The organism is Rhizomicrobium sp. (assembly GCA_037200385.1).
In the GTDB taxonomy this organism is placed as follows: Bacteria; Pseudomonadota; Alphaproteobacteria; order Micropepsales; family Micropepsaceae; genus Rhizomicrobium.
In genome coordinates this window covers 4,745,106-4,764,954 of sequence record JBBCGL010000001.1, presented here as the reverse complement: position 1 = coordinate 4,764,954, position 19,849 = coordinate 4,745,106, and the positions used below count along the sequence as shown (strand labels likewise).

Annotated in this window: 17 protein-coding genes; 1 reads left to right on the top strand and 16 read right to left on the bottom strand. The window is 65.1% G+C overall.

Features of this window, described 5'->3' with window-relative positions; translation table 11 throughout:
- Window positions 1–64: 64 nt before the first annotated feature.
- From WDM91_22890 to WDM91_22820, 15 genes are all read right to left on the bottom strand, one after another.
- Entirely contained in the window at window positions 65–835 is a 771-nt protein-coding gene (locus WDM91_22890; GenBank protein MEI9997459.1) for an alpha/beta hydrolase, read from the bottom strand.
- Entirely contained in the window at window positions 832–2,082 is a 1,251-nt protein-coding gene (locus WDM91_22885; GenBank protein ID MEI9997458.1) for an LLM class flavin-dependent oxidoreductase, read from the bottom strand. Before WDM91_22885 ends, WDM91_22890 begins: the two co-directional genes overlap by 4 nt.
- Window positions 2,083–2,091: 9 nt before the next feature.
- Window positions 2,092–3,672: a fatty acid--CoA ligase gene (locus tag WDM91_22880; GenBank protein ID MEI9997457.1), complete on the bottom strand. Its 1,581-nt coding sequence runs from the start codon at window positions 3,670–3,672 to the stop codon at window positions 2,092–2,094.
- A gap of 145 nt (window positions 3,673–3,817) precedes the next feature.
- On the bottom strand, window positions 3,818–4,609 hold the full coding sequence (locus tag WDM91_22875) for an SDR family NAD(P)-dependent oxidoreductase (protein ID MEI9997456.1): 792 nt from the start codon (window positions 4,607–4,609) through the stop codon (window positions 3,818–3,820).
- Between the two features lie 201 nt (window positions 4,610–4,810).
- A complete protein-coding gene (locus WDM91_22870) occupies window positions 4,811–5,647 on the bottom strand; it encodes an SDR family NAD(P)-dependent oxidoreductase (GenBank protein MEI9997455.1) in 837 nt (278 codons plus the stop codon).
- A gap of 21 nt (window positions 5,648–5,668) precedes the next feature.
- Window positions 5,669–5,989: a hypothetical protein gene (locus WDM91_22865; GenBank protein ID MEI9997454.1), complete on the bottom strand. Its 321-nt coding sequence runs from the start codon at window positions 5,987–5,989 to the stop codon at window positions 5,669–5,671.
- Window positions 5,990–5,998: 9 nt separating this feature from the next.
- Window positions 5,999–6,409, bottom strand: coding sequence for a hypothetical protein (locus WDM91_22860; protein MEI9997453.1), 411 nt, complete (start codon window positions 6,407–6,409; stop codon window positions 5,999–6,001).
- A 95-nt stretch (window positions 6,410–6,504) separates the two neighbouring features.
- Window positions 6,505–7,557 (bottom strand): AraC family transcriptional regulator ligand-binding domain-containing protein, encoded by a 1,053-nt coding sequence (locus WDM91_22855; protein ID MEI9997452.1) that lies wholly within the window; start codon window positions 7,555–7,557, stop codon window positions 6,505–6,507.
- A 74-nt stretch (window positions 7,558–7,631) separates the two neighbouring features.
- Window positions 7,632–8,573, bottom strand: a complete 942-nt coding sequence (locus WDM91_22850) for an alpha/beta hydrolase (protein MEI9997451.1) — start codon at window positions 8,571–8,573, stop codon at window positions 7,632–7,634.
- A 2-nt stretch (window positions 8,574–8,575) separates the two neighbouring features.
- The gene (locus tag WDM91_22845) at window positions 8,576–10,756 is read right to left on the bottom strand and encodes a TonB-dependent receptor (GenBank protein MEI9997450.1); all 2,181 of its coding nucleotides are present in this window, start codon (window positions 10,754–10,756) and stop codon (window positions 8,576–8,578) included.
- 238 nt (window positions 10,757–10,994) lie between these two features.
- Complete coding sequence (locus tag WDM91_22840) at window positions 10,995–11,972, bottom strand: aspartyl/asparaginyl beta-hydroxylase domain-containing protein (GenBank protein MEI9997449.1); 978 nt, start codon at window positions 11,970–11,972, stop codon at window positions 10,995–10,997.
- Between the two features lie 5 nt (window positions 11,973–11,977).
- Window positions 11,978–13,897, bottom strand: coding sequence for a sulfotransferase (locus WDM91_22835; GenBank protein MEI9997448.1), 1,920 nt, complete (start codon window positions 13,895–13,897; stop codon window positions 11,978–11,980).
- On the bottom strand, window positions 13,894–14,517 hold the full coding sequence (locus WDM91_22830) for an aspartyl/asparaginyl beta-hydroxylase domain-containing protein (GenBank protein ID MEI9997447.1): 624 nt from the start codon (window positions 14,515–14,517) through the stop codon (window positions 13,894–13,896). The genes WDM91_22835 and WDM91_22830 overlap by 4 nt, the downstream gene beginning before the upstream one ends.
- Complete coding sequence (locus WDM91_22825; GenBank protein ID MEI9997446.1) at window positions 14,514–15,152, bottom strand: sulfotransferase family 2 domain-containing protein; 639 nt, start codon at window positions 15,150–15,152, stop codon at window positions 14,514–14,516. The genes WDM91_22830 and WDM91_22825 overlap by 4 nt, the downstream gene beginning before the upstream one ends.
- 70 nt (window positions 15,153–15,222) lie before the next feature.
- Window positions 15,223–18,018, bottom strand: a complete 2,796-nt coding sequence (locus WDM91_22820) for a TonB-dependent receptor (protein ID MEI9997445.1) — start codon at window positions 18,016–18,018, stop codon at window positions 15,223–15,225.
- A gap of 281 nt (window positions 18,019–18,299) precedes the next feature.
- Here WDM91_22820 and WDM91_22815 point away from each other — a divergent pair, with 281 nt between their 5' ends.
- On the top strand, window positions 18,300–19,133 hold the full coding sequence (locus WDM91_22815) for a DeoR/GlpR family DNA-binding transcription regulator (GenBank protein ID MEI9997444.1): 834 nt from the start codon (window positions 18,300–18,302) through the stop codon (window positions 19,131–19,133).
- A 71-nt stretch (window positions 19,134–19,204) separates the two neighbouring features.
- Here WDM91_22815 and WDM91_22810 read toward each other — a convergent pair whose 3' ends face one another.
- Entirely contained in the window at window positions 19,205–19,801 is a 597-nt protein-coding gene (locus tag WDM91_22810) for a phosphonate degradation HD-domain oxygenase (protein ID MEI9997443.1), read from the bottom strand.
- Window positions 19,802–19,849 lie beyond the last annotated feature (48 nt).

The window sequence follows — 19,849 nt, the reverse complement described above, 5'->3', positions numbered from 1 at the left end:
TTCCTTCCGCTGCCAGCAATGCCATCATCGTCCTACAATATCGAAGTGCAATACCTTGGCAACCTCAAGCCGCCAGGAATGTCTCCACGGCGTCGAGGAAGACGCTTTCGGTCTCGATCATGGGAAGGTGGCCAGCGCCCGCGATCCGCCTGGCCTCGGCGTGCGGCAGCGCCCTGCGCCAGACCGCATCATAGGCGGGCGGCACGAGGCCGTCCTGCGCACCGCCGAGCAGCAGCGTCGGCGCCTTGAGATAAGGCAGCCGCCGCGAAAGCCCCTTGTCGGGGATCGGCCACATCAGCTTGCTTGCCGCGCCCAAATTGGTCGTGCGGTATTCGCCCGGCGAGCCGTGCTCGGCGGCATCGAACGCCATCGGCTCGCTCTGCGCGCGCGCGGGATCGGCCCACTTCGCCTGCGCCAGGACGTTCGGCCGCATTACGAAGGGATCGGGCAAGGGCTGGCTGTCCTCCCACAGGCCGTAGGGCGAAACGAGCACCAGCCTGCGCACGTACTGCGGCGCGAGGATCGCCAGTTCCGCGGCCAGCATCCCACCGAGCGAATGGCCGATTATGTCGACCGGACCATGGCCCAGGCCCTCGACGAAAGCGCGGTAGTAGAGCGTCAGGTCGTGGATGTCGCGGACGTGTTCAAGGCCCGTCGACGACCCGTAGCCGGGCTGCTCCGGCGCCGCGACCGCATGGCGTTCCGCAAGCTTCGCAAGGAACGGCGCGGCACCCGGATGGCACTCGAAGCCGTGCAAATAAAGAAGCGGCGATCCGCTCCCGCCGGTCCAGCAGCGGACATCGAAAGCGCCGGTCCTGACGCGGCTCTGTTTCATTGTGTGGCCTCCTTGCGCGCCCGGGCCGCGACCCGCTGCTGGCTGACCTGCGGGGTCCAGTGATCCGGCTGATCCGCCCACAGGCTTCGCAGGTGGGGAATGACCTGGGTGCCGAAGAGATGCGTGTTCTCGGCTGCGACCTCCTCGGCGAGATCGCCCATGTGGAGGCAACCGATGAGCTGGCCGATGCGCAGATCCGTCGCCAGTGCGTGGATGCGCTGGCGCACGCGCTCCGGCGTGCCGGCGATGATGTAGCCCTTCTCGTCGTATTCCCAGAAGCTCATCTCGCCGCGGGCGGCGCGCGCGCGATCTTCCGGCTTGAGCCCGCCGCTGGACTTCACATGGGCCGCCATCGCCTGCTGTGAGCGCACCGTCGTGTAGCCGGGCGGCGCGACGAAGCCGGGATCGACGATGTTGTTGCGGTAGAAATAGCGCACCGCCTCGTAATACTTCTCCTCCGCTTCCTTCTCGGTCGCGGCGCAGCACACGAGCTGGGTGAAGGCCATGCGGTGCGGGTTCATGTCGCCGCCCTTCTTGGCGACGTAGTCCCAATAGGCGTCGACCATCGGCTTGGCCGAATGCAGGCCCGAGAAGGACAAGTGTCCGTAGCAATAGTTCTCGTCCAGCACGAGATCCCAGGTCTCGAGGCTGCCGCTGCCCGGCACCCAGATCGGCGGCCGCTTCTGGATCGGCTTGGGCAGCACGTTCACATAGCGCAGCTGATGATACTTGCCGTTCGTGGAGAACGGCTCGGTCTCTTCCCAGGCGCGCAGGATGAGCTTTCGCGCCTCGTGGAAGCGCTCGCGCAGCTCGACCGGCGGGTTGCCATAAGCGAACACCGAATCCATCGGGGTGCCGAAGACGAAGCCGGCGATCACCCGGCCGCCCGAAAGGCAATCCAGATAAGCGATCTCCTCGGCGACGCGCGTCGGCGGATTATAGAGCGCCAGCGAATCGCCGATGATGAGGATCGCCGCGTTCTCGGTGGTTGCGGCGAGGCTCGCGGCGAGCAGGTTGGGCGACGGCGTCAGCGCGAAGGCGGTCTGGTGATGCTCGTTCACCGCCAGACCGTCGAAGCCGTCGCGATCCGCCTGCTGCATCAGGCGGATGAACATGCGGTAGATCTCGCCGACCTTCGTGGAGTCGAGAAGCGATGCCGGGGTGTTCACCCAGGTCGGCACGCGCCGCTCGGTGAGGTCCTTGGGCAGGCCCGGATAGGTCACTTCGGCGAACCAGTGGAATTTCATGGCATGCTCCTAGTTCACCCGCCGCTCGGCGCCGGCCCAATAAGGCTCGCGCAATTGGCGGTGGAGGATTTTTCCGCTCGCATTGCGCGGAAGGCTGTCGACGAAGTCCACGCTCTTGGGCGCCTTGAAGTGGGCGATGCGCGCGCGGGCGAAGGCGATGATGTCGTCGGCCTTCGGGGCCGTGCCGGGCTTGGCAACGACGATGGCCTTGACCTCTTCGCCCCATGTGCCGCTGGGCACCCCGATGATCGCGACGTCGGCGACGTCGGGATGGCCGAACACCGCACTCTCCACCTCGGCTGGATAGATGTTCTCGCCGCCGGAGATAATCATGTCCTTCACGCGGTCGTGGATGTAGACGTAGCCGCCCTCGTCCAGATATCCGGCGTCGCCGGTCCGGAGCCAGCCCTCGGCGTCGAGGGTCGCCGCGGTTGCCTCGGGCATCTTCCAATAGCCCGCCATGTTGCCGGGCCAGCGCACCACGATCTCTCCGGTCGTGCGCGGCGGGAGGATCCGGCCCGACGCGTCATGGATGACGATCTCGGCGCCGGGCAGCGCCTTGCCGGCGGAGCGCATCCGCGCATTGCCGTTCAGGTCGTGGTCGCCGGGTGGCAGGGCCGCAAACATCCCCGTCGTCTCCGTCATGCCATAAGCCTGCGCGAAGCCGCATCCGAAGACCTCGACGGCTTCGCGCAAAAGATCCAGCGGGATGGGCGAGGCGCCGTAGACGATGTGGCTCAGCCGCGAATAGTCGGTCTGCCGCGCGCGCGGATCCTGCAGCACGATGCGCATCGCGGACGGGACGAGGAACAGCTTGCTGATGCGTTCCCTGACGATGAAGTCGAGCACCGCGTTGACGTCGAACTCCGCGGCGATGACGCATTTGGCGCCGTGCAGGACGGTGGAGAGCGCATAGCCGCTGCCGCCGATATGCGAGACCGGCATCGCGACGAGGCAGATGTCCTGCGGCGTCCAGCGGTTCCAGTCGAGGTCGGCGCGTTTCATCAGCCGAAACGTTTCGATAAGGTTGTAATGCGTGAGCATCGCGCCCTTGGGCCGGCCCGTGGTGCCGGAGGTATAAAGCTGGATCGCGACGTCGCCGGGCGCGGGCGCGGGACCGCCGTCTTCGTCCGCCTGGGCATCGCGCCAGCGCGCATAGCCCGGCCAATCGCCGAAGTCCTCCTCCATGCACACGACTTTCGACACGTTCGGCACCAGCGCGCGCGCCTCGGCGACCATGGCCGCGAATTCGCGGCCGACGAAGAGGATTCGCGTCTCGGAATCGTTGACGATATGGGCGACCTCGGGCACCGCCAGCCGCCAGCCGATCGGCGACATCACCGCGCCGGCTTTCGCGGCGCCCAGGAAGAGCTCGAAATAATGGTCGCTGTTCTTGCCCAGATAGCAGACGCGGTCGCCGGGTTTCACGCCTTCGGCGCGCAGGCCGTTCGCCACGCGGTTGGTATGGCGCTCGAATTCGCGCCACGACGTGTCGCGCCCGCCGAACGTGAACGCGACATCGGCCGGCCTCTCCCGCGCGTGCATCCGCACCGCGTCGCCCAATGTGCGCCAAGCTTCTTCCGCGCGCAAAACGACCTCCCCTGACCTGTCCGGCGGCTTTTGCCGCTTCTGTCGAGCTTGGGCGGCCGCGCGGGCCACCCTTGCCGTCTGCTCTAGCACACCCGCCGGTGTTGTCAAATTTTGTAGGACGAAACCGTCCTAATATCTGCAAACCTCAATTGCCGGCCTCGATCCCGGTCAGGCTGGGCATGCCGGAATGCGCCCAGAGTCCGCCGTCAACCACATAGAACGCCCCGGTCACGAACGACGCCTCGTCCGAGGCGAGGAACAGCGCGACATTCGCGACCTCGTCGGGGAGGCCGAGCCGCCCCATCGGGATCGCGCGCTTGATCGGATCCATGACCTGCGGACGGCGCGCTTCCATCTTGCGCAGGATCGGCGTGCCGATCGGCCCCGGGCAGACCGCATTGCAGCGAATGTTCTTTTGCGCGTATTCGATCGCGAAGACGCGCGTCATGTTCACAACGCCCGCTTTGGCGGCATTGTAGGGGCCGAGGCCGTAATCGCCCGCCAGCGCCGAGACCGACGCCGTGTTGACGATCGACCCGCCACCGCTTTTCAGCATCTCGGCGACCGCGAGTTTGGATGCGTACCAATAGGATGTGAGGCCCGCGGCGATGGAGCGCTGCCAGTCGGCGAGCGATATCTCGCCGATGCGTCCCGATACCGAGGTCTGCGCATTGTTGTGAAGAATGTCGATGCGGCCGAATTCCTTGGCCGCAAATGCGATCATGTTCTCGATGCTGGCGGTGTCGAGGATGTCCGCTTTCACGAAGGATGCACGGCCGCCGGCCTGCGCGATCGCGGCGGCGACCCGGCGCCCGTTCTCCTCGTCGATGTCGGCAACCACGACCGCGGCGCCTTCGCGGCCGAAGCGTATCGCCGTGGCTTCGCCGATACCGGAAGCCGCACCCGTGATCAGGGCCGTCTTGTCCTTAAGCCGCATCGTTTCCTCCAGAATGTCCTACAATATCGCCGGGCGTGACAGAAAGAAAGCATGCGGATGCGCTGACAGCAAGTTGGCTGGCTGCGGGGCAACGCTTGCAGGTCGTCCGGCGTCTTGGGTGTCGGACTCGGCATCTTGGTTCGACGCTCGAGCACAAAACTCCGACCTCCGGCTGTCTTCGGTTTGCGCGCCGGGAAACAATCAGGAGGACGCTTCCGACGCTCCCAACTGCCGCGCGTAACCGTCGGCGACGAGGCGGGCCATTAGATCGAACAGCGTGTTGGGATCCGCGCGGCGCAACTGCGCTGCTAGCGCCTCGCCGCCCTCGGCCAGCAACAACTCGCGTTCGCCCGCGCGCAACGCGTCGAGAATACGCCGCGCCGCATCTTCCGGCGCCATGCCGTTATCGATCGCCGCGTCGCTGAAGCCCCGGGGCTTGGCGTCGGCGCCCAGCGCATTCCTCGATACCTCGGTGCGCACCGATCCCGGCGCCACGACCAGTACCTTCACGCCCAGATGTGCCGTCTCCGCCCGCACGCTGTCGTGATAACCGATAAGGCCGTGCTTGGCGGCGCTGTAGGCGCTACGCAGCGGCGAGCCGACGATGCCGGCGATGCTCGATATCGCCACGATATGCCCGCCGCCGGACGAGACCATGCGCGGCAGAAGCGCCTGAGTGAGCGCGATCGGCGCGAGAAGATCGACGTCGACGATCCTTTGGTACACCGCGAACGCGGTCTCCACGGCGAGCGAGCGCTGGGAGATGCCGGCGTTGTTGACGAGGCCGAAGATGCCTCCGCCCTCGTCCCGCGCCCAGCTCCAAGCGTCATCCGCGATCGCCGGGATGCGCCCGAACTCGGTCGCATCGAACGGCAACACAAGCGAAGCGTTGCGCATTCGCTTGGACGCCGCACCGAGTGCTTCCTTGTTGCGCCCCGACAATATCAGCCGCGCTCCTGCTTCGTCCAAGGCGACGGCAAGCGCCGTGCCGATGCCGGACGACGCGCCCGTGACCCACCAAACTTTGCCTTCGAACATCCCGTTTCCCTCGTCTTGCCTCTAGCCTGCGAGGCTGGCGCCCGCGTCCGGCGCCACCAACCTTTGCCGCAAAGCCTTGTTGTCGATACGGCTGCGCAGCATGTCTTTGTTGCGGCCATCGACACGGATATGGCCGTCCTCAAATGGTATCACCCGGTCACCGGCGAGGAACGCGATTTCGTGGAAGCGGCGGTAGGTCCAGCTTTCCGTCGGCCGGAACGGCGCGAAAACCAGGAAGACGCGGTTCGGCGTCTCCGCCGCGCGCAAGCGCAGCAGCCACGGCACATCATGGCCGGTGAAGGGATGGAGCTTGCCGGGCTTCAGGGCGGCGGGCGCGACCATGGCGTCTCGTCAAAGCGTGTTGGCGGCGATGGCGTCGTGCAGCGAATGGCCTTCGAACGGCGAGCGTGACGGATCGCCCTCGAGCTTGATCGCGCCTTCGCTCACGCCTTTGGCCACCAGCGCATCAAACTCCGGACCGGCGGGAAGCCGGCTCAGCCGGTACCCGAGCGCGTAGGGAAACGCTACCCGCACATCGGCCGAGCGATCGGGCAGCGCAAGCGGCAAGACGACGGCATGGCCAGCGGTCACCTCGAGACGTAAGCCGATCCAGGGCGGACGACGCGCGCTCTCGGGATCGGTCACCCACTCGGCGAGCGAAAAATTCAGCGCGGCTTTCGGCTTGGCGCTGGCGTCGAGCAGCTTTTGCGCCTGCTCGCGGAACATCGCCAGCCATGCTTCGGTGAAATACTCGGCCGCCATCCTATGCTCCACTGCCGCGTCGTCATGTGCACTACAGCGTGCGCGACATTGTGTTCAAAGGACGGGAGCGATCATTTCCCAGCGGACTTAAGAGCTCACGCGTGACGGCGATGCTTGCCGTCGAAGGATTTGAGCAGCGTCCTGCGTACCTCGGACGGAGAGTCGCCGAACCATGTGCGGCAGGCGCGCCGCAGGCAGCGCGAATCCGACAAGCCGAGATCGGAAGCGATCTCATGCGTTGTGCGCTCCGTCGACAGCAGCATCTCGGCGGTGTCGCGCTTGATCGCGCCGGCGATGCCGCGGAAGCTGCGGTCGCTTTCGGCAAGGCGCCGGCGCAGCGTAGCCACGCTCATGCCCAGACGACGGGCGATCTCCGCCTGTCCCGCAGGCTTGTCGATGAGGTTGCGGCGAACGCGCTCGGCGATGTCATCGCCTTCGGCCGGCGGCACGGCAGGCCGCGCGTGCCATTCTTCAAGCAGCCTGCGGAATTCACGGTAGGAACCATCGAGCCAACCGGCGGCGTCGCGCTCCAGGAAGGGCGCCTGCGCGTCCGCTTCATCGTAGGCCACGAGAAAGCCTTCTTCTCGCGTCTGCACGCGGCACGCGTACATGGAAAGGCACGAGCCATAAGGCGCCAGGTGCGCGGAGAATTCCGCCTGCGGCGCATGCAGCGGCCGGCCCATCGTCCAGCGCAGCACGCAGTGCAGCACCATGGCGAAACCGTCGGTATAGGCCTCGCGCGCGATCGAAAACGGCGCGCGGGACAGGCCCGAGAGATACAGCTTGCCGCGGACCGCCCGCGTCTCGAGCTGCATGTCGGTATTCATCACGCGCGCAAACCGGACCATGCGCGCGAGCCCGTCCGCCAGGTTGCGACCATGCAGCATCGCGTCGCACATCAGCTCGAAATTGCCCAGCGGCGCGCCGGGCTGTGCCACGCCGTGGCTCTCGTCACCCAGCGCCTTCACATGCGCGGCCAGCATCTTCCAGGTGGCGGCGAAATCGAGCGTGCGAGGCGCGCCCCTTCCGGCGCGACTGCCGAAGTCCCGATACGCCGCTTCGGCCGCGTCGCCACCGATCAGCGTGGCGATGAAATCGAGCGGAAACCCGCCTTCCGGAAAGCTTCCGCGCGCCGTATGACCCAGCATCGTGCCTCTATCGACCGTATTTTCCCCGGTAAAGTCTAGCAAAGCCGCGCCGTTCCCAAAAGCGCGCATGGCGCTCAAGCCGACTCCCGCAGGAAAAAAGCCGCTTCGCGCAGCGACGCATGCGCTTCCGGCAGCACATCGAGGAAGACTTGCCAGCCATGCGGCATCTCCGGCCACACGCTCAACACGCAGCGCACGCCGAGGTCGACGAGCCTGCCCGTGAACCGGCGCGCGCCCTCCAGAAAAAACTCGTCGCCACTCACTTGAATCAACGTCGGCGGGAACTGCGCGAGGATCTGCCGCGGCGTCTGCATGGGGCAGATGAGCGGATCGGTCGGCGCCACCGCGCCCATCGTGTAGACGGGAATATTGCTCTGGTTGATTTCGGTGTTGATCAGCGGATCGTGCGTGCCGTCATAGTCGCTCGGCGCGGCGTCGAGATACGGCGTCAGAAGCGCGATGCGCTTCGGCAGCGGCTTTGCGTCCATGATCGATCTCGTGCATACGGCCGTGACCAAAGCTGCACCGGACGAATCGCCACTCAGATGGATCGTCGCTGCAGGTGACGGGCCTTTGGGTCCGTTGTCGCGCGCCCACAGATAGGCGCTCGCGCAATCGTCCAGAGCGGCGGGATAAGAGTGCTCCGGCGCGAGGCGGTAATCCACCAGCAGCACCGGACAATGGGCGCGCTTGGCAAGCGTCGCGGCGATGCCGCGATGGCTGCGCACGCTGCCCGACATCCAGCCACCGCCATGGAGATGCACGATGCGCGTATCGTCCGGCGCGCCGTCCGGGACGAGATACTCGGCCGGTGCGCCGCCTGCGTCGACCGGAATGATAGTGACGCCTTCGAGGGCTTTCTTCTGGTCGGAGGCGCCATAATCGTCGACGAACCGGCGCACGACGCGCACCCGCTCCAGCGGATCGGCATCGTCGGGCAGCCTCAGGCTCTGCAGATGCGCATAAGCAAAGGCCACGTCGTCGCGCATCGTCCAGCCGGGTCGTCGCCATGCCATGTTCAGAACTCGTAGCGCAAGCCGACGCCGAAACGGCGCGGCGGGTTGAGATTGACCAACCGCGACGAGCCGAGCAGCGGCGAATTGACGGTCATGGAGTTGATCGTCGTCTCGTCGGTCAGGTTGCGGACATAGGCATACGCGCGCCAGGAGCCCTTTTGCGGCGTCAGCGTGGCGGACAGGTCCACCGTCCCGTAGGCGCCCTGTTCCTCGTCGGCGTAATTGAATTCGGAGAAGTAATACTTGTCCCGCCAGGCATAGTCGGCGCGCAGCGAAGTACGGAAATCCGTACCGATAAGGAATGAATACTCGGCGCCGAAATGGAACTGGAACTTCGACACCATCGGCAGCTGGTTGCCCGAGACGTCGACCATCGGCAGGCCATGGCGCAAGTCGGGCGTCGAGAATTGCGTATACGTCGCATCGTTATAGCCGAGGGAGCCATCGAGGGTGAGATCCGGAAAAGGCTTGAGAATGCCTTCGGCCTCGAGGCCGCCGATGCGCGCGCGCGCGGCATTCGACAGGATCGCCGTAAGATAGCCGACCTCGAAGACCTGAAGATCGCGGTAATCGTTGATGAAGGCCGCGACGTTCAGCTGGGCGCGGTCGTCCCAGAAATTCGACTTCAGGCCCAGTTCCGCGTTGTCCACGGTCTCGGGCTTGGCTGGATCGGTGAAGCCGCCCACCGCGATCGCACCCGACTTGAAGCCGCGCGAGAGACTGGCATAGAGCAGAACAGCGTCGTTCGCCTGATAGTCGAGGCCGAGCTTTCCCGATGGGCTGGACCAGGTCTTCCTGTTGTCGTCCGCGAGGCCCGCGCCGTTGAAGATCTGAAACTCATGCATCGTCTTCGCGTCGACGGTGTAGCGCAAGCCGCCGGAAAGCGTCAGCTTGTCGTTCAGCCGGTAATGGGCGTCGATATAGCCGGCCCAGGAATTGGTCTTGACGAACCCGCCCAGCGAGAAGTCGAGCGGAAACGGGACGTCGAGCGGCTGTCCCGGTGCGACATAGCCGAGCGGGATGTCGCCGAGGAAGGTCTGCAGCCGGTTCTGCTCGAAGTAGACGTAGGTGACGCCCGCGATCCAGTTGAAGGCCGCGTTGGGATCGGAGGCGATACGGGCGTCGGCGTTGAATTCCACGCCCGCGGTCTTGAGGCCGGTGATGGCTTGTGATGCCTCGGTGCCGTCCTGGTCGTAGATCTGGCCCAGATGGCTATTGTGGTAGCTGCCGATCACCGTCAGCGTGTAGCCTCCAAGCGGCTGGTCGTATTGCGCGACGACGGATTCCACGTCGCGCTTGAAGTTGGAGAGCTGGCTCTTGACGGTCCGCGGATCGTCGCTCGGCACGGCGCCGTAGAGCAGCTCGGCGGGAAGGTTGGGTTCGTCGAGCGTCTTTTCCGCGGGACCATTCTCGTCTTCGTGATAGTAGCCACCGATCAGCCGCAGCGTACCGCCGCCCGCGCCGACCGGAATCAGCAATTGTCCGCGCACAGCTTGGCTGTCCATGTCGTCCAGGCGGTCGGGCGCACCGGGCGTTCCTGCGAGTGCGTTCCGGGTAAAGCCGGCCGACGAGCGCACCTGATAGGACAGGCGCGCGAGCACGTCGCCGCCGATCGGCCCGGAGATATAGCCGTCGCTCTGGATTTGCCCGAAGTCGCCCGCTTCGACACCGATGGCGGCGGAGAAATCCTCGGTCGGCGCGGCGGAGATGACGTTCACGGCGCCGCCCGTGGCATTGCGCCCGTAGAGCGAGCCTTGCGGCCCGCGCAGCACCTCGATGCGCGCGACGTCGAAGAAGGCGACGTTGGTGGCCCATTGGTCGGATACATAGGCCCCGTCATCATAGAAAGCGACGCCGGGATCGGCGCCCGGCGTGAGCAGCGTGTTCCCGATGCCGCGGATGTAGATCTGAGACGCACCGACATTGCTGGTGAACGATACGTTGGGCACATTGACGGCGAGATCGTTGAGGCTCGTCTGCCCGCGTTCTGCGAGCCGGCCAGCGTCCAGCGCGGTGATCGCGTCCGCGGTGCGCTGGAGATTGGTGGTGCGCTTTTCGGCCGTAACCACGACCGTCTCGATCTGGCCGCTCTGTTCGGCGAAGGCCGGTCCTGCAAGCGTCACCGACGCCAGAAGGCCGGCCCAAAACGCGCGCCTGCGCGCGCCGTGCACGAAGCCCCTCATGCTACTCCCCGACAGTTTTTATATTTCGTTGTCGAAACGCTAGCTGTGGGAGCCACAAGCGCAAAGGACGACGGCGTTCAATCCGGGGCGGACGTTTTCGCTCACGTCGCGGCCGGCTGTTCCGGGGATCGATATCGCGCCGGCCGTGGTCATCCCGTCGAACATGCCCTCCGGCATCATGGGCATCTGCGAAGAGACTCTATCGTTTGAGCCCGCGCTTTCCGACGGATGTCATTCGTCACGCACGCTCAGCCCGCGCATCCGTCGGCGGCGCGACCTCGTCCGCCACGAGGTACTGCAGCACGCGTTTTTCCAGCACCAGCAGCGCACTTGCGTGGTTGGTGCGCATGACGAGCCCGTCGGCGAGCGGCCTGGCGGCCTCGTGCACGGCGCCGGCCAGGCGCAGGAATTCCGCTCGCGCCCGCCCGCCTGTGCCATGCAGTGCGCAGAGCTGGCGCCAGTCGCGCACGAAGCTTTCCAGCAGCACGGCGAACCGCGCGGCGCGCGCCCTGACGTCGGCAGTATCCGTGGCGATCGCCAATTCGGTGCGCAGATCGTCGACCAGCAACTGCACTTCGGCGGCAGGCATCACGGCCACGCGCTGGTCGGTCTCGGTGAGCAGTTCCGGACGGCTCCCGGGGTCCCAGGTTACCGTCCGCCATTGCTCGCGCGGCGGCGCCTGCCCGCAGGCGAACTGCCAGAACGCCGCCGTGCCGGTGGTGTCCGCAACGAGATGGATGCGTTCCGCGCTGGCCTTGTTCTCCACATGATGCCGGCGCCAGTTGTCGAAGATCCAGGCTTCGCCCGCGGCCATATGCACGGATTGCCCGTCGCAATGGAAGCGCACCTTCGGCTGCGTGAAGATCGGGATGTGCAGCCGCACCCGCGTATACCAGTGGTAATTGATATCGGCATGCTCGGGCACGCCCGTGCCCGGCTCCAGGCGCATCAGCCGCGAGCGGCTCCATACCACGCCGAAGCCCGCGAGGACCTGGCACAGGTAAGGCATGGAAGCGAGCCAGCGCGTGGGCAGCATCCGCCCGTTGTGGGAATCCGTCTCGATCCCACCGGCGCTGATCAGCCGCGCCGCGCTGTTGCCGGGCACGCGGTCCGGGTGCGGCGCCCACGCCTCGGCCGGCAACGCTGCGACCTCAGCCTGCAGGCGCTCCACCTCGAAGAGCACGGGGAGCTGGAAGAAGGGACGCGACAGTCGCATGGCGATCAGGTCCTGTAGCCGGTCAAGGCGTCTCCCAGCATGTCCCGCAGCGGCGCAAGCCAGGACTCGTAGTGCCGCCATTGCTCCAGGCCCTCCCGGCCGATGGGCCGGCGCACCTGCTCGGAACTGGGCGTGCGCACGCTGCGCTTCGTCTCGTGGAAAGCGAGGCACGCCGGCTCGAAGGGCAATCCGCAATGCTCCAGCAGGCGGCGCACGCTGCCGTCGAGATTTTCGACCACGTCTTCGTACTGCACCCTCAGCACGCGTCCCGGCAGCACCTCGTCCCAGTGCCGCATGAGGCCCAGATAGGCACGATAGTGGCGGGCGATAGGATCGACGCCGTAGGTGAATTCCTGGTTGGTGGTGCCGAACAGCTGTTTGAGGTTGCTGAAGCAGCAGGCCATGGGTTCGCGCCGCACATCGATGATGGTCGATCGCGGCAGTATCAGGTGGATCAGGCCGATATGCCAGAAATTGTTCGGCATCTTGTCGATGAAGAATGGCTTGCCCAGCCTGCGATAGGTGCGGGTTTCGGCCAGGAAGCGCTCACCGAGCAAGCGGGCCTCCTTGGCCGTCAGACGCGCCAATGCCTCGGGTTGCAGCGGCAAGCCGCAATCCGGGTCGCGACCGCAGAGCTCGCCTGCGTAGCGATCGATTTCGGTCAGTTCCTGCGTGCCCTCGAAGCGGGAATGGGAGGCCAAGATCTGCTCGACGAGGGTCGAGCCCGAACGCGGCAGCCCCAGGATGAATATCGGCGCCGGATCGTCCGCGCCCCAGCCCGCGCGCGCGGCGAAGAATTCGGCGGTGAATACCTGCTTCAGTTGGACGACACAGGATTCCGCGACCTGCGGGCGATAGCGGCCGGCGGCACGCCGCAGCGCATTGCCTTTGCTGTAATACGCCCAGGAGGATGCGTAATCGCCCCGGTCCTCCAGCGCTTTGCCCAAGGCGAAACACAGGTAGATGCGGTCCATGTCCTGGATGGTGGCTTGCGATTCCGCGGCGCGCAGCCGCGCGATTTCATCGTCGGTGAAGCGATAGGTCTTGAGGTTGGCGAGGCCGAACCAGGCGACGCCGTAGTCGGGCCGCGCCGCGAGCGAGGCGCGATAATCCGCAATGGCTTCCCGGCTCCGTCCCGTGATCTTGAGGGCGTTCGCCCGCCACAGACGCAGGTCGGCGACTTCCGTTCCTGAGGGATGTTGGCCGGACAACAGCCTCTCATAGAGATCGATCACCTTCTCGTGGTCGCCCAGGCCGACGCAGGCCGCGCCATACAGTTTGAGGTATTCGCGGTTGTCCGGCTCGTGCCTGAGCAAGTGCTCGGCCTCCTGCCGCGCCTCAAGGTGCTTCTGCCGCTGCAAGAGCATCATGGCGTGGTCGAGGCGCGCCGCGTGGTAGTCGGGCGCGCGCGCGAGCACCGATGTCAGCAACGCTTCGGCCTCATCGAGCGCGCCCTGCTCCTGGCGGATGCGCGCCAGCAGGCGCAGGGCGCCCACATTGTCGCCATCCTTGCGCAGGTAATCCCGGATGACCTCCTCCGCCGGCGCCAGGTCGCCGTCGGCGAACAGGCTGTTCGCCACCACGACCTCCCGCGGTAGCTGTTTTAGTATGGCCAGATGCCGCGCCGCCATGGCCGCCTGGGCGGCGTCGCCCACCACGCGATAAAGCTGTTCCAGCATGTCCCAGCTTGCCGGCAGCGTCGGATTGAGACGCACTGCTTCGCGCAGCGCGTCGATGGCCGCCGGCGCATCGCGAAGCAGGACATGGCAGTGGCCGCGCTCCTGATACAGGCGGCTGAACCGGGGATGCAGCACCTGCAGCCGCGCGAGCAGGGCCAACGCTTCCGGAATGCGCTGGCGGGAGCGCAGGCTGCTGGCCTCCCGCAACAGGGCGTCGCGATCACTGGAACCGGCGGGAGAGTTCACCGTGCCGCACCGGCAAGCAACAGCGGCTCCAGCCAATTCGGTTCCGGCTGGTCGGCGTCGTAGTATTCGAAGATCAGATGGATGCGGTCGGTGTCGCCGCCATTGCGCACCCAGTGCGGGCCCAGATTGTTGACCTCCACCGCCTCGCCCGGCGGAAAATGATGTTCGCTGCCGCCGAAGAAGCACACCACGCCGGCATTGCTCGACACCGGCACGTGAATCTTGTGCGGCCACTTCGCCGCGGGTTGGTCGTCGATATGCGGGCGGATCACCGCACCGGGCGGCATATTCGCGAGCATCACCCGCGGAAACGCCCCGCGGGCATAATCGTAGCCGCGGACGGCCTGCGCCAGCACCGGCTCCAGCAAACCGCGCCATCGGGGCCAGGCTTCGCGATCATAGGACCTGCGCCAGTCGCGGGGGCTGTCGAGGAAACGGAAAACGATGTGGCGGGTTTCGTCCAGCACCCCGAACCGGTTCGGCTTGCTGGCGTTCTCCGCGTTCCAGACCTCGTCGGGGATCGCCAGCACGGCCGCACGCAAGGCCGCGATGTCGACCGGACCGAGCTTGCGGACGGTTGTGGTCTTGCGCGGGTTGGCGGCGAGTTCGAGAGGGCTCATCGCAAGTCTTCGAAGGTGTAACCGAACAATTCCAGATCCTGAGCGTAGCGCGCGGCGACGCCGTCGATCAGGGGCCGGTCGTAGTAATGGCGATAGTCCCAGTGCCGGCTGCCGTTGACGCGGTCGAGCGGGCGGGAGGGAATGCCGATACGCGCGCAGATCGCATCATATGAGCCCTGCATCTCCTCGACGCGGCCGATCGTGTCGGTCAACAGGGTCTTGCCGTCCTCGTCCACCAGCAACGAAGCTTGCGGCTGGAACAGGATATGATGTTCCGGCGGCTCGTCGAAAAGGAAGTGGCGCATCACGTCCCGCGGCCGCTGCCGGAAGACGTCGCCGCCACGCAGCCTGAAGGCACAGTACGACACGAAACGGTCGAACGGGTTGCGCACGAAGGCGAATTTGAGATAGCCGCCGAAGGCGTCCGCGCCGAGATATGGACGCACCTGCCGCAGAGACAGGTGGCCATGCTCGATCGCCGCCAGGTCGTCCCACGGAAAGCGTTTGTTGACGAACAGCCCCACCTGTTCGACGTCCCCGTCGCTCAGTTGCTCGCGCAGCGCCTGCCGCACGGAATGGGTGCCGGTCTTGGGCACTGCAGCGAAGATGAAACGGTGGCGATGGGAAACAATCACATTTCAGGACATCCGGAAAAGACGCCCCCCTCCCGGGGAGGGGGGCGCACGGTTTGCGTACGCGGCCGTCTCAGAACTTGTAGCTGACCCCGCCCATGTAAGTCGTGCCGCTCTGGGTCTGGGTGTAGAGATAATGGCTCTGGCCGAAGAACTCCGTCTCCTTCTCGTTCGTCAGATTGATCGCATCCAGCGTGAACTGGAGCTTCTCGGTGATGTTGTAGGAGGCCGCGGCGTCCACATAGGTGGTCCCCTCGAAACCGCGCGTGCTGGCGCTTATGACGGAGGAGGAATCCCGCCCCGTGTAATAGGCACTGCGGTGGTTCAATGAGGCGCGGACGCTCCATATGGGGGTTTCGTAGTAGAGCGTGGCATTGTAGCTGGTCGGCGAAATGCCGGTGATCGCCTGGTCCGCGTCCACATAGGTAAAGTTCACCACCGCGCCCAAATCGTCGAAGGGCGCCGGCAGGAAAAAGAACTGGCTCTGCGCGGCCAGTTCCACGCCGGTCAGCTTTTTCGTGCCCGGGATGTTGATCGGCATCGAGAATTCCTTGACGATCGAGTTGGCCGTCGCCCCCGCAATCGTGCCGAACGGCACGCCCGTCTGGCTGAAGGGGATGTTCTCGAGGGTCTCCGAGCCGATGAAGTTCTTCAGATACTTCTGGAACACCGTCGCCGAAAGCATGCCCACCTTGCCGAAATAATACTCCGCCGCCAGGTCCACCGTGGAGTCGAGGAATGGCTTGAGGGCGGGATTGCCGCGGGACGCTTCGATCTGGCCGGCGTCGTTCAGTGACGCACTGCCCTCGGCCGCCAGCGAACTCAGCGTCGGGCGGTTCAGGTTCTGCGTGGCGGAGAAGCGCACCAGCATGTCCGGCGTCAGCTCCAGCACGGTATTCAGGGCCGGCAGCACGCCCGAATAGTGGCCTTTCACGTCCGCCGTGCCGAGATAGGCATAGCTGTCGCCCTGGATCCAGCCGGTGCTGCGGGTGTCGGTTTCGTAGCCACGCAGGCCGATATTGCCGCGGAAGCGCTTGCCGAAGAGTTGGTCGTCCCAATCCACCTGCACGTACTCGGAAGCAGTGCCTTCCCTGACGTTGTACACCTGCTCGATGTCCTGGATCTGACCGCCCGTCCCGTCGGGTTTGGGTCCGAGCCGGTGGTACTCGTCATACTTCGCAAAGGCCTTGGCGAAATCGCCGACCAGCCACGATCCGGAGCTGTTCGTGAACACCGAGGTGATGTCGGCGACGGACGTGCCCTGCGTCTCGCCATTGGTTCCGTTGACGTTGCCGTCATAGTAATAGTTTGAGCCGTTGTTCGAGAAGCTGTGATAGGCCACCCCCGCGCGCAGCGTCCAGTTGTCGTTCAGCTTGTAGTGCAGGTTCAGGACGCCCTCTTTCAGCTCCGATCCATTGTTGAAGGCACGATAGTAGAAGTCGTCCATCGCGTAATTGCTGGGGTCGGTCGTATCCCAGCCCGGATATTGGAACGAAGCCGACTGGCCGTTGGCGCCGTAATTGGCGACCAGGTTGCCCTCGGCGCGCATGTAGAGCTTGTCGTCATAAGGAGTGTCGTAGGTCGATTTCTCATAGCCGACATGCCCATCGATCGAGAGGTCGTCGGACACGTCCCACTTGCCGGTCAGGGCCACCTGGTTGAATTCGGATTCGTTCAGTTCCCGGCGGTGCTCGCTACCGAAGGTCGAGTTGGTGACGTCGATGTCGGTGACGTAATCGTTTGCGTCCCACACGAGGTTGTTGATGACCGACGGCTTCTGGAAGATGGCGGGCCAGGGCGCGCCGGCCGCGGTGTCGAACGCCCAGGAGGCCGTCCCGGACGCGAGCGGCCGCGAAGCGAGGTGATACTCGTCGCGGTGGGTGGTGAAATCGCTGTGCAACACATCGAGCGTCAGCAGCGCGTTGTCCACCGGCTTCCACTGCAGCGCGCCCGTCACGCCGAGGCGGTCCTGTTTCGCGTCCCAGGACGAGATGCGGTTGCCGTCCGGGATATACAGACCGCCGGCCAGGAACTTGGCCTGCGCGGCGGCGGTCAGATGGGAGATGTCCAGGCCCGCAGCGACCAGGTTCTGCGCGTCGTCCGGGCTGATCTGGTCGTAGTTGTAATTGTCGTGGCCCTCCTCCGTGGTCTTGCGGTGGCCATAGGCGATCGAAACCGCTACGCCGAACGTGTCGTTCCAATTATAGCTGAACAACGCAGCCACGCGCGGCTGCACATCCCCGGTATATTGGTTGCTGCCCACCTTGAACGACACCGCACCCTTGAAGCCGTCCTCATAGTCGAAGGGCTTGCCGGTAAACAGGCCGACCGTGCCGGCCATGCCGCCCTCGTTCTGGGCCGCCTGGAAGGTCTTTTCGACCACCGCCTTCGAGAACAGCTCCGAGGCGAAGATGTTGAAATCGAAGGCGCGGTCGCGCGAACGCTGGCCGCGGGCATCCAACGCGGAGTCGTCGTTGCCCAGCACTTCCATGCCGTTGAGCTGCACGCGGGTGAAATCCGGGCCGAGGCCTTGCAGAGAGATTTCCCGGCCCTCGCCCGCCTCGCGGGTGATCGCGACGCCCGGCAGGCGCTGCAACGACTCGGCCAGGTTCAGTTCCGGAAACTTCGCCATGTCTTCGGCGACGATCACGTCTTCCTGGATTGCCGCATCCTTCTTGATGCCGCGCGCGTCGCTCAGCGACTTCGCGTAGCCGTTGACGATCACCGTCTCGATTTGGTCGCCGTCACCGGATGCCTGTTGCGCGAGGGCAACCGAAGGACTGGCGCCGGCGGCCAGCGCCGCGACGGAGGCCAGCAAAAAGCTCTTGAGGCCCGGGCGCGTGGTCCGAGCGAGATATTGCTTCGACATGATTACCCCATCCAACTGATATGAACCCAGCCGCTTGATCGAGCGGCCGTCAGAAATTCACACTGACGTCCCCGCCTGGTTACGCAGTGTTTTGTCCTGACCCATCGCGATTATGGTTCTGGCCCATTGCATCCGTGTGACATAGTGTGGGAATTAAATTGGCAACATGTGAGTTTCGTGTGGATTTGGCCTTACCGGAGAGGTTCCGGGATAAAAAGCGTCCCAAGGTTTCCGCGCGCAACCGCGACCAAACGAAGAGATAAGCGAAGAGCGGCCTCACGATGAGCAGTTCGACTTCAAGTACGAAGCAGTTGAGCCAGGGCGCTCGGCTCGCGGCGATCCTCCAATTGCTGGAAGAGAAGGCCTTTTGGGCTGTCTCGGAGCTTGCGGACCGTTTCGAGGTTTCCGAGGAGACCATCCGCCGCGATGCGCGCCATCTTGAGCAGAGCGGTGTCATCCAGAAAATGCATGGCGGCATCTCGGCGACCAGCAACAAGATCGAGGCGCCCTATCGGATCCGCTTTCGGGAAAATGTCGCGGCGAAGCAGCGCATGGCCCATACGGCCGCGGCGCTGGTGAGCGAGGGGATGACGCTGCTGCTCGATTCGGGAACGAGTTGCCATTGGTTGGCACGCAGCCTCGCGCATGTGCAAAACCTCACAATCGTGACCAACAGCATCGAGATCGCCCACGAAATCCTCGGCAACCCGGGGCAGCGGCTGCTGCTTGCGGGCGGGCCGGTCAATCAAATCCACCATGCCGCGTTCGGCCCGGAAGCGAGCGCCTTTTGCCGTCGCTTCGCACCCGATCTCACGGTCCTCTCGATGAGCGCGGTCGACGCGGAGCGGGGCTTTCTCGATTTCGATGCCGACGAGGCCGCGTTCAAGCAAACCCTGCTCGAACGGGCGCGGCGCGTCGTCGTGCTTGCCGACCATACGAAATTCGCCAAGTCCGGCTTCATCCTGGTCGCGTCCTTCTCCGATGTGCAGGATCTGGTGACGGATCGGGAGCCGCCGGCGAGCACCATGCAGGCCGCCGCGCTTTCGGGCACGAGGCTTCATTTCAACGGGGACACGCCCGGCGATCATCACAAGGGCAACGCCGATTTGGGCTAGATTTGGATCGCGCGGCGGGGCTTCTCGCGCGATCGGCTCTTCGGGCGTCCCGGAAATCCGGGATACCGACGTCACCCTTCCGAAGCGCTATCAATGACCTGTGACAGCACCAGCGGCCGATAGGCGCCCAAGCCTTCGATCTCGACACCGGCTACCTTGCCCATCTCGTCGTAACGACGCAGGCGAATGGCGTCGGCGGCCTCTGGACGGTTCAGGAACGCCTCCGCCTCGGCCGCGGTCATCGGCCCGCCCTGCAAGGCCAGGCTCTGCAACGAGGCCGGGCTGAGAAGCTCGATATAGCCAGGCTCGAACGCCGCCAGATAGCGTTTCGCGTCCACGTGCCGGTGGACCGGCTCGGTAACCGCCGGCCCAAAAGCTTTGGCCAGATAGCCGGCGCCGATCTTTTCGTGCTGGCTTTCCAGGCCGCGATCGGCCGCGTCTTCTCCCAGACGCTGCAACAGATGCCCGACGTCATGCAGCAGGGCCGCCGTAATCAGCGCCGGCGAGGCGCCGTCGAGCTTGGCGCGATGCGCCGTCTGCAGCGCATGGTCCAATTGGCTGACCCCCTCGCCATAGTGGCGCTGGCCCCGCTCGGCGAACAAATCAAACAGCCGGTCGACGAAGCGCTCGGCGAAGGCGGTGGCGGTCACGAGGAATCCATCGATCAACACTGCAATCCGACTATACCAGGCAACGGAACATCTGATGACCGCAGC

Bases quoted from the DNA above. Each gene is read 5' to 3' on its own strand.
- WDM91_22885 (MEI9997458.1), bottom strand. From the start codon at position 2,082: ATGAAATTCCACTGGTTCGCCGAAGTGACCTATCCGGGCCTGCCCAAG.
- WDM91_22875 (MEI9997456.1), bottom strand. From the start codon at position 4,609: ATGCGGCTTAAGGACAAGACGGCCCTGATCACGGGTGCGGCTTCCGGT.
- WDM91_22850 (MEI9997451.1), bottom strand. From the start codon at position 8,573: ATGGCATGGCGACGACCCGGCTGGACGATGCGCGACGACGTGGCCTTT.
- WDM91_22815 (MEI9997444.1), top strand. From the start codon at position 18,300: ATGAGCAGTTCGACTTCAAGTACGAAGCAGTTGAGCCAGGGCGCTCGG.
- WDM91_22845 (MEI9997450.1), bottom strand. From the start codon at position 10,756: ATGAGGGGCTTCGTGCACGGCGCGCGCAGGCGCGCGTTTTGGGCCGGC.
- WDM91_22865 (MEI9997454.1), bottom strand. From the start codon at position 5,989: ATGGTCGCGCCCGCCGCCCTGAAGCCCGGCAAGCTCCATCCCTTCACC.
- WDM91_22820 (MEI9997445.1), bottom strand. From the start codon at position 18,018: ATGTCGAAGCAATATCTCGCTCGGACCACGCGCCCGGGCCTCAAGAGC.
- WDM91_22830 (MEI9997447.1), bottom strand. From the start codon at position 14,517: ATGAGCCCTCTCGAACTCGCCGCCAACCCGCGCAAGACCACAACCGTC.
- WDM91_22860 (MEI9997453.1), bottom strand. From the start codon at position 6,409: ATGGCGGCCGAGTATTTCACCGAAGCATGGCTGGCGATGTTCCGCGAG.
- WDM91_22840 (MEI9997449.1), bottom strand. From the start codon at position 11,972: ATGCGACTGTCGCGTCCCTTCTTCCAGCTCCCCGTGCTCTTCGAGGTG.
- WDM91_22890 (MEI9997459.1), bottom strand. From the start codon at position 835: ATGAAACAGAGCCGCGTCAGGACCGGCGCTTTCGATGTCCGCTGCTGG.
- WDM91_22855 (MEI9997452.1), bottom strand. From the start codon at position 7,557: ATGCTGGGTCATACGGCGCGCGGAAGCTTTCCGGAAGGCGGGTTTCCG.
- WDM91_22870 (MEI9997455.1), bottom strand. From the start codon at position 5,647: ATGTTCGAAGGCAAAGTTTGGTGGGTCACGGGCGCGTCGTCCGGCATC.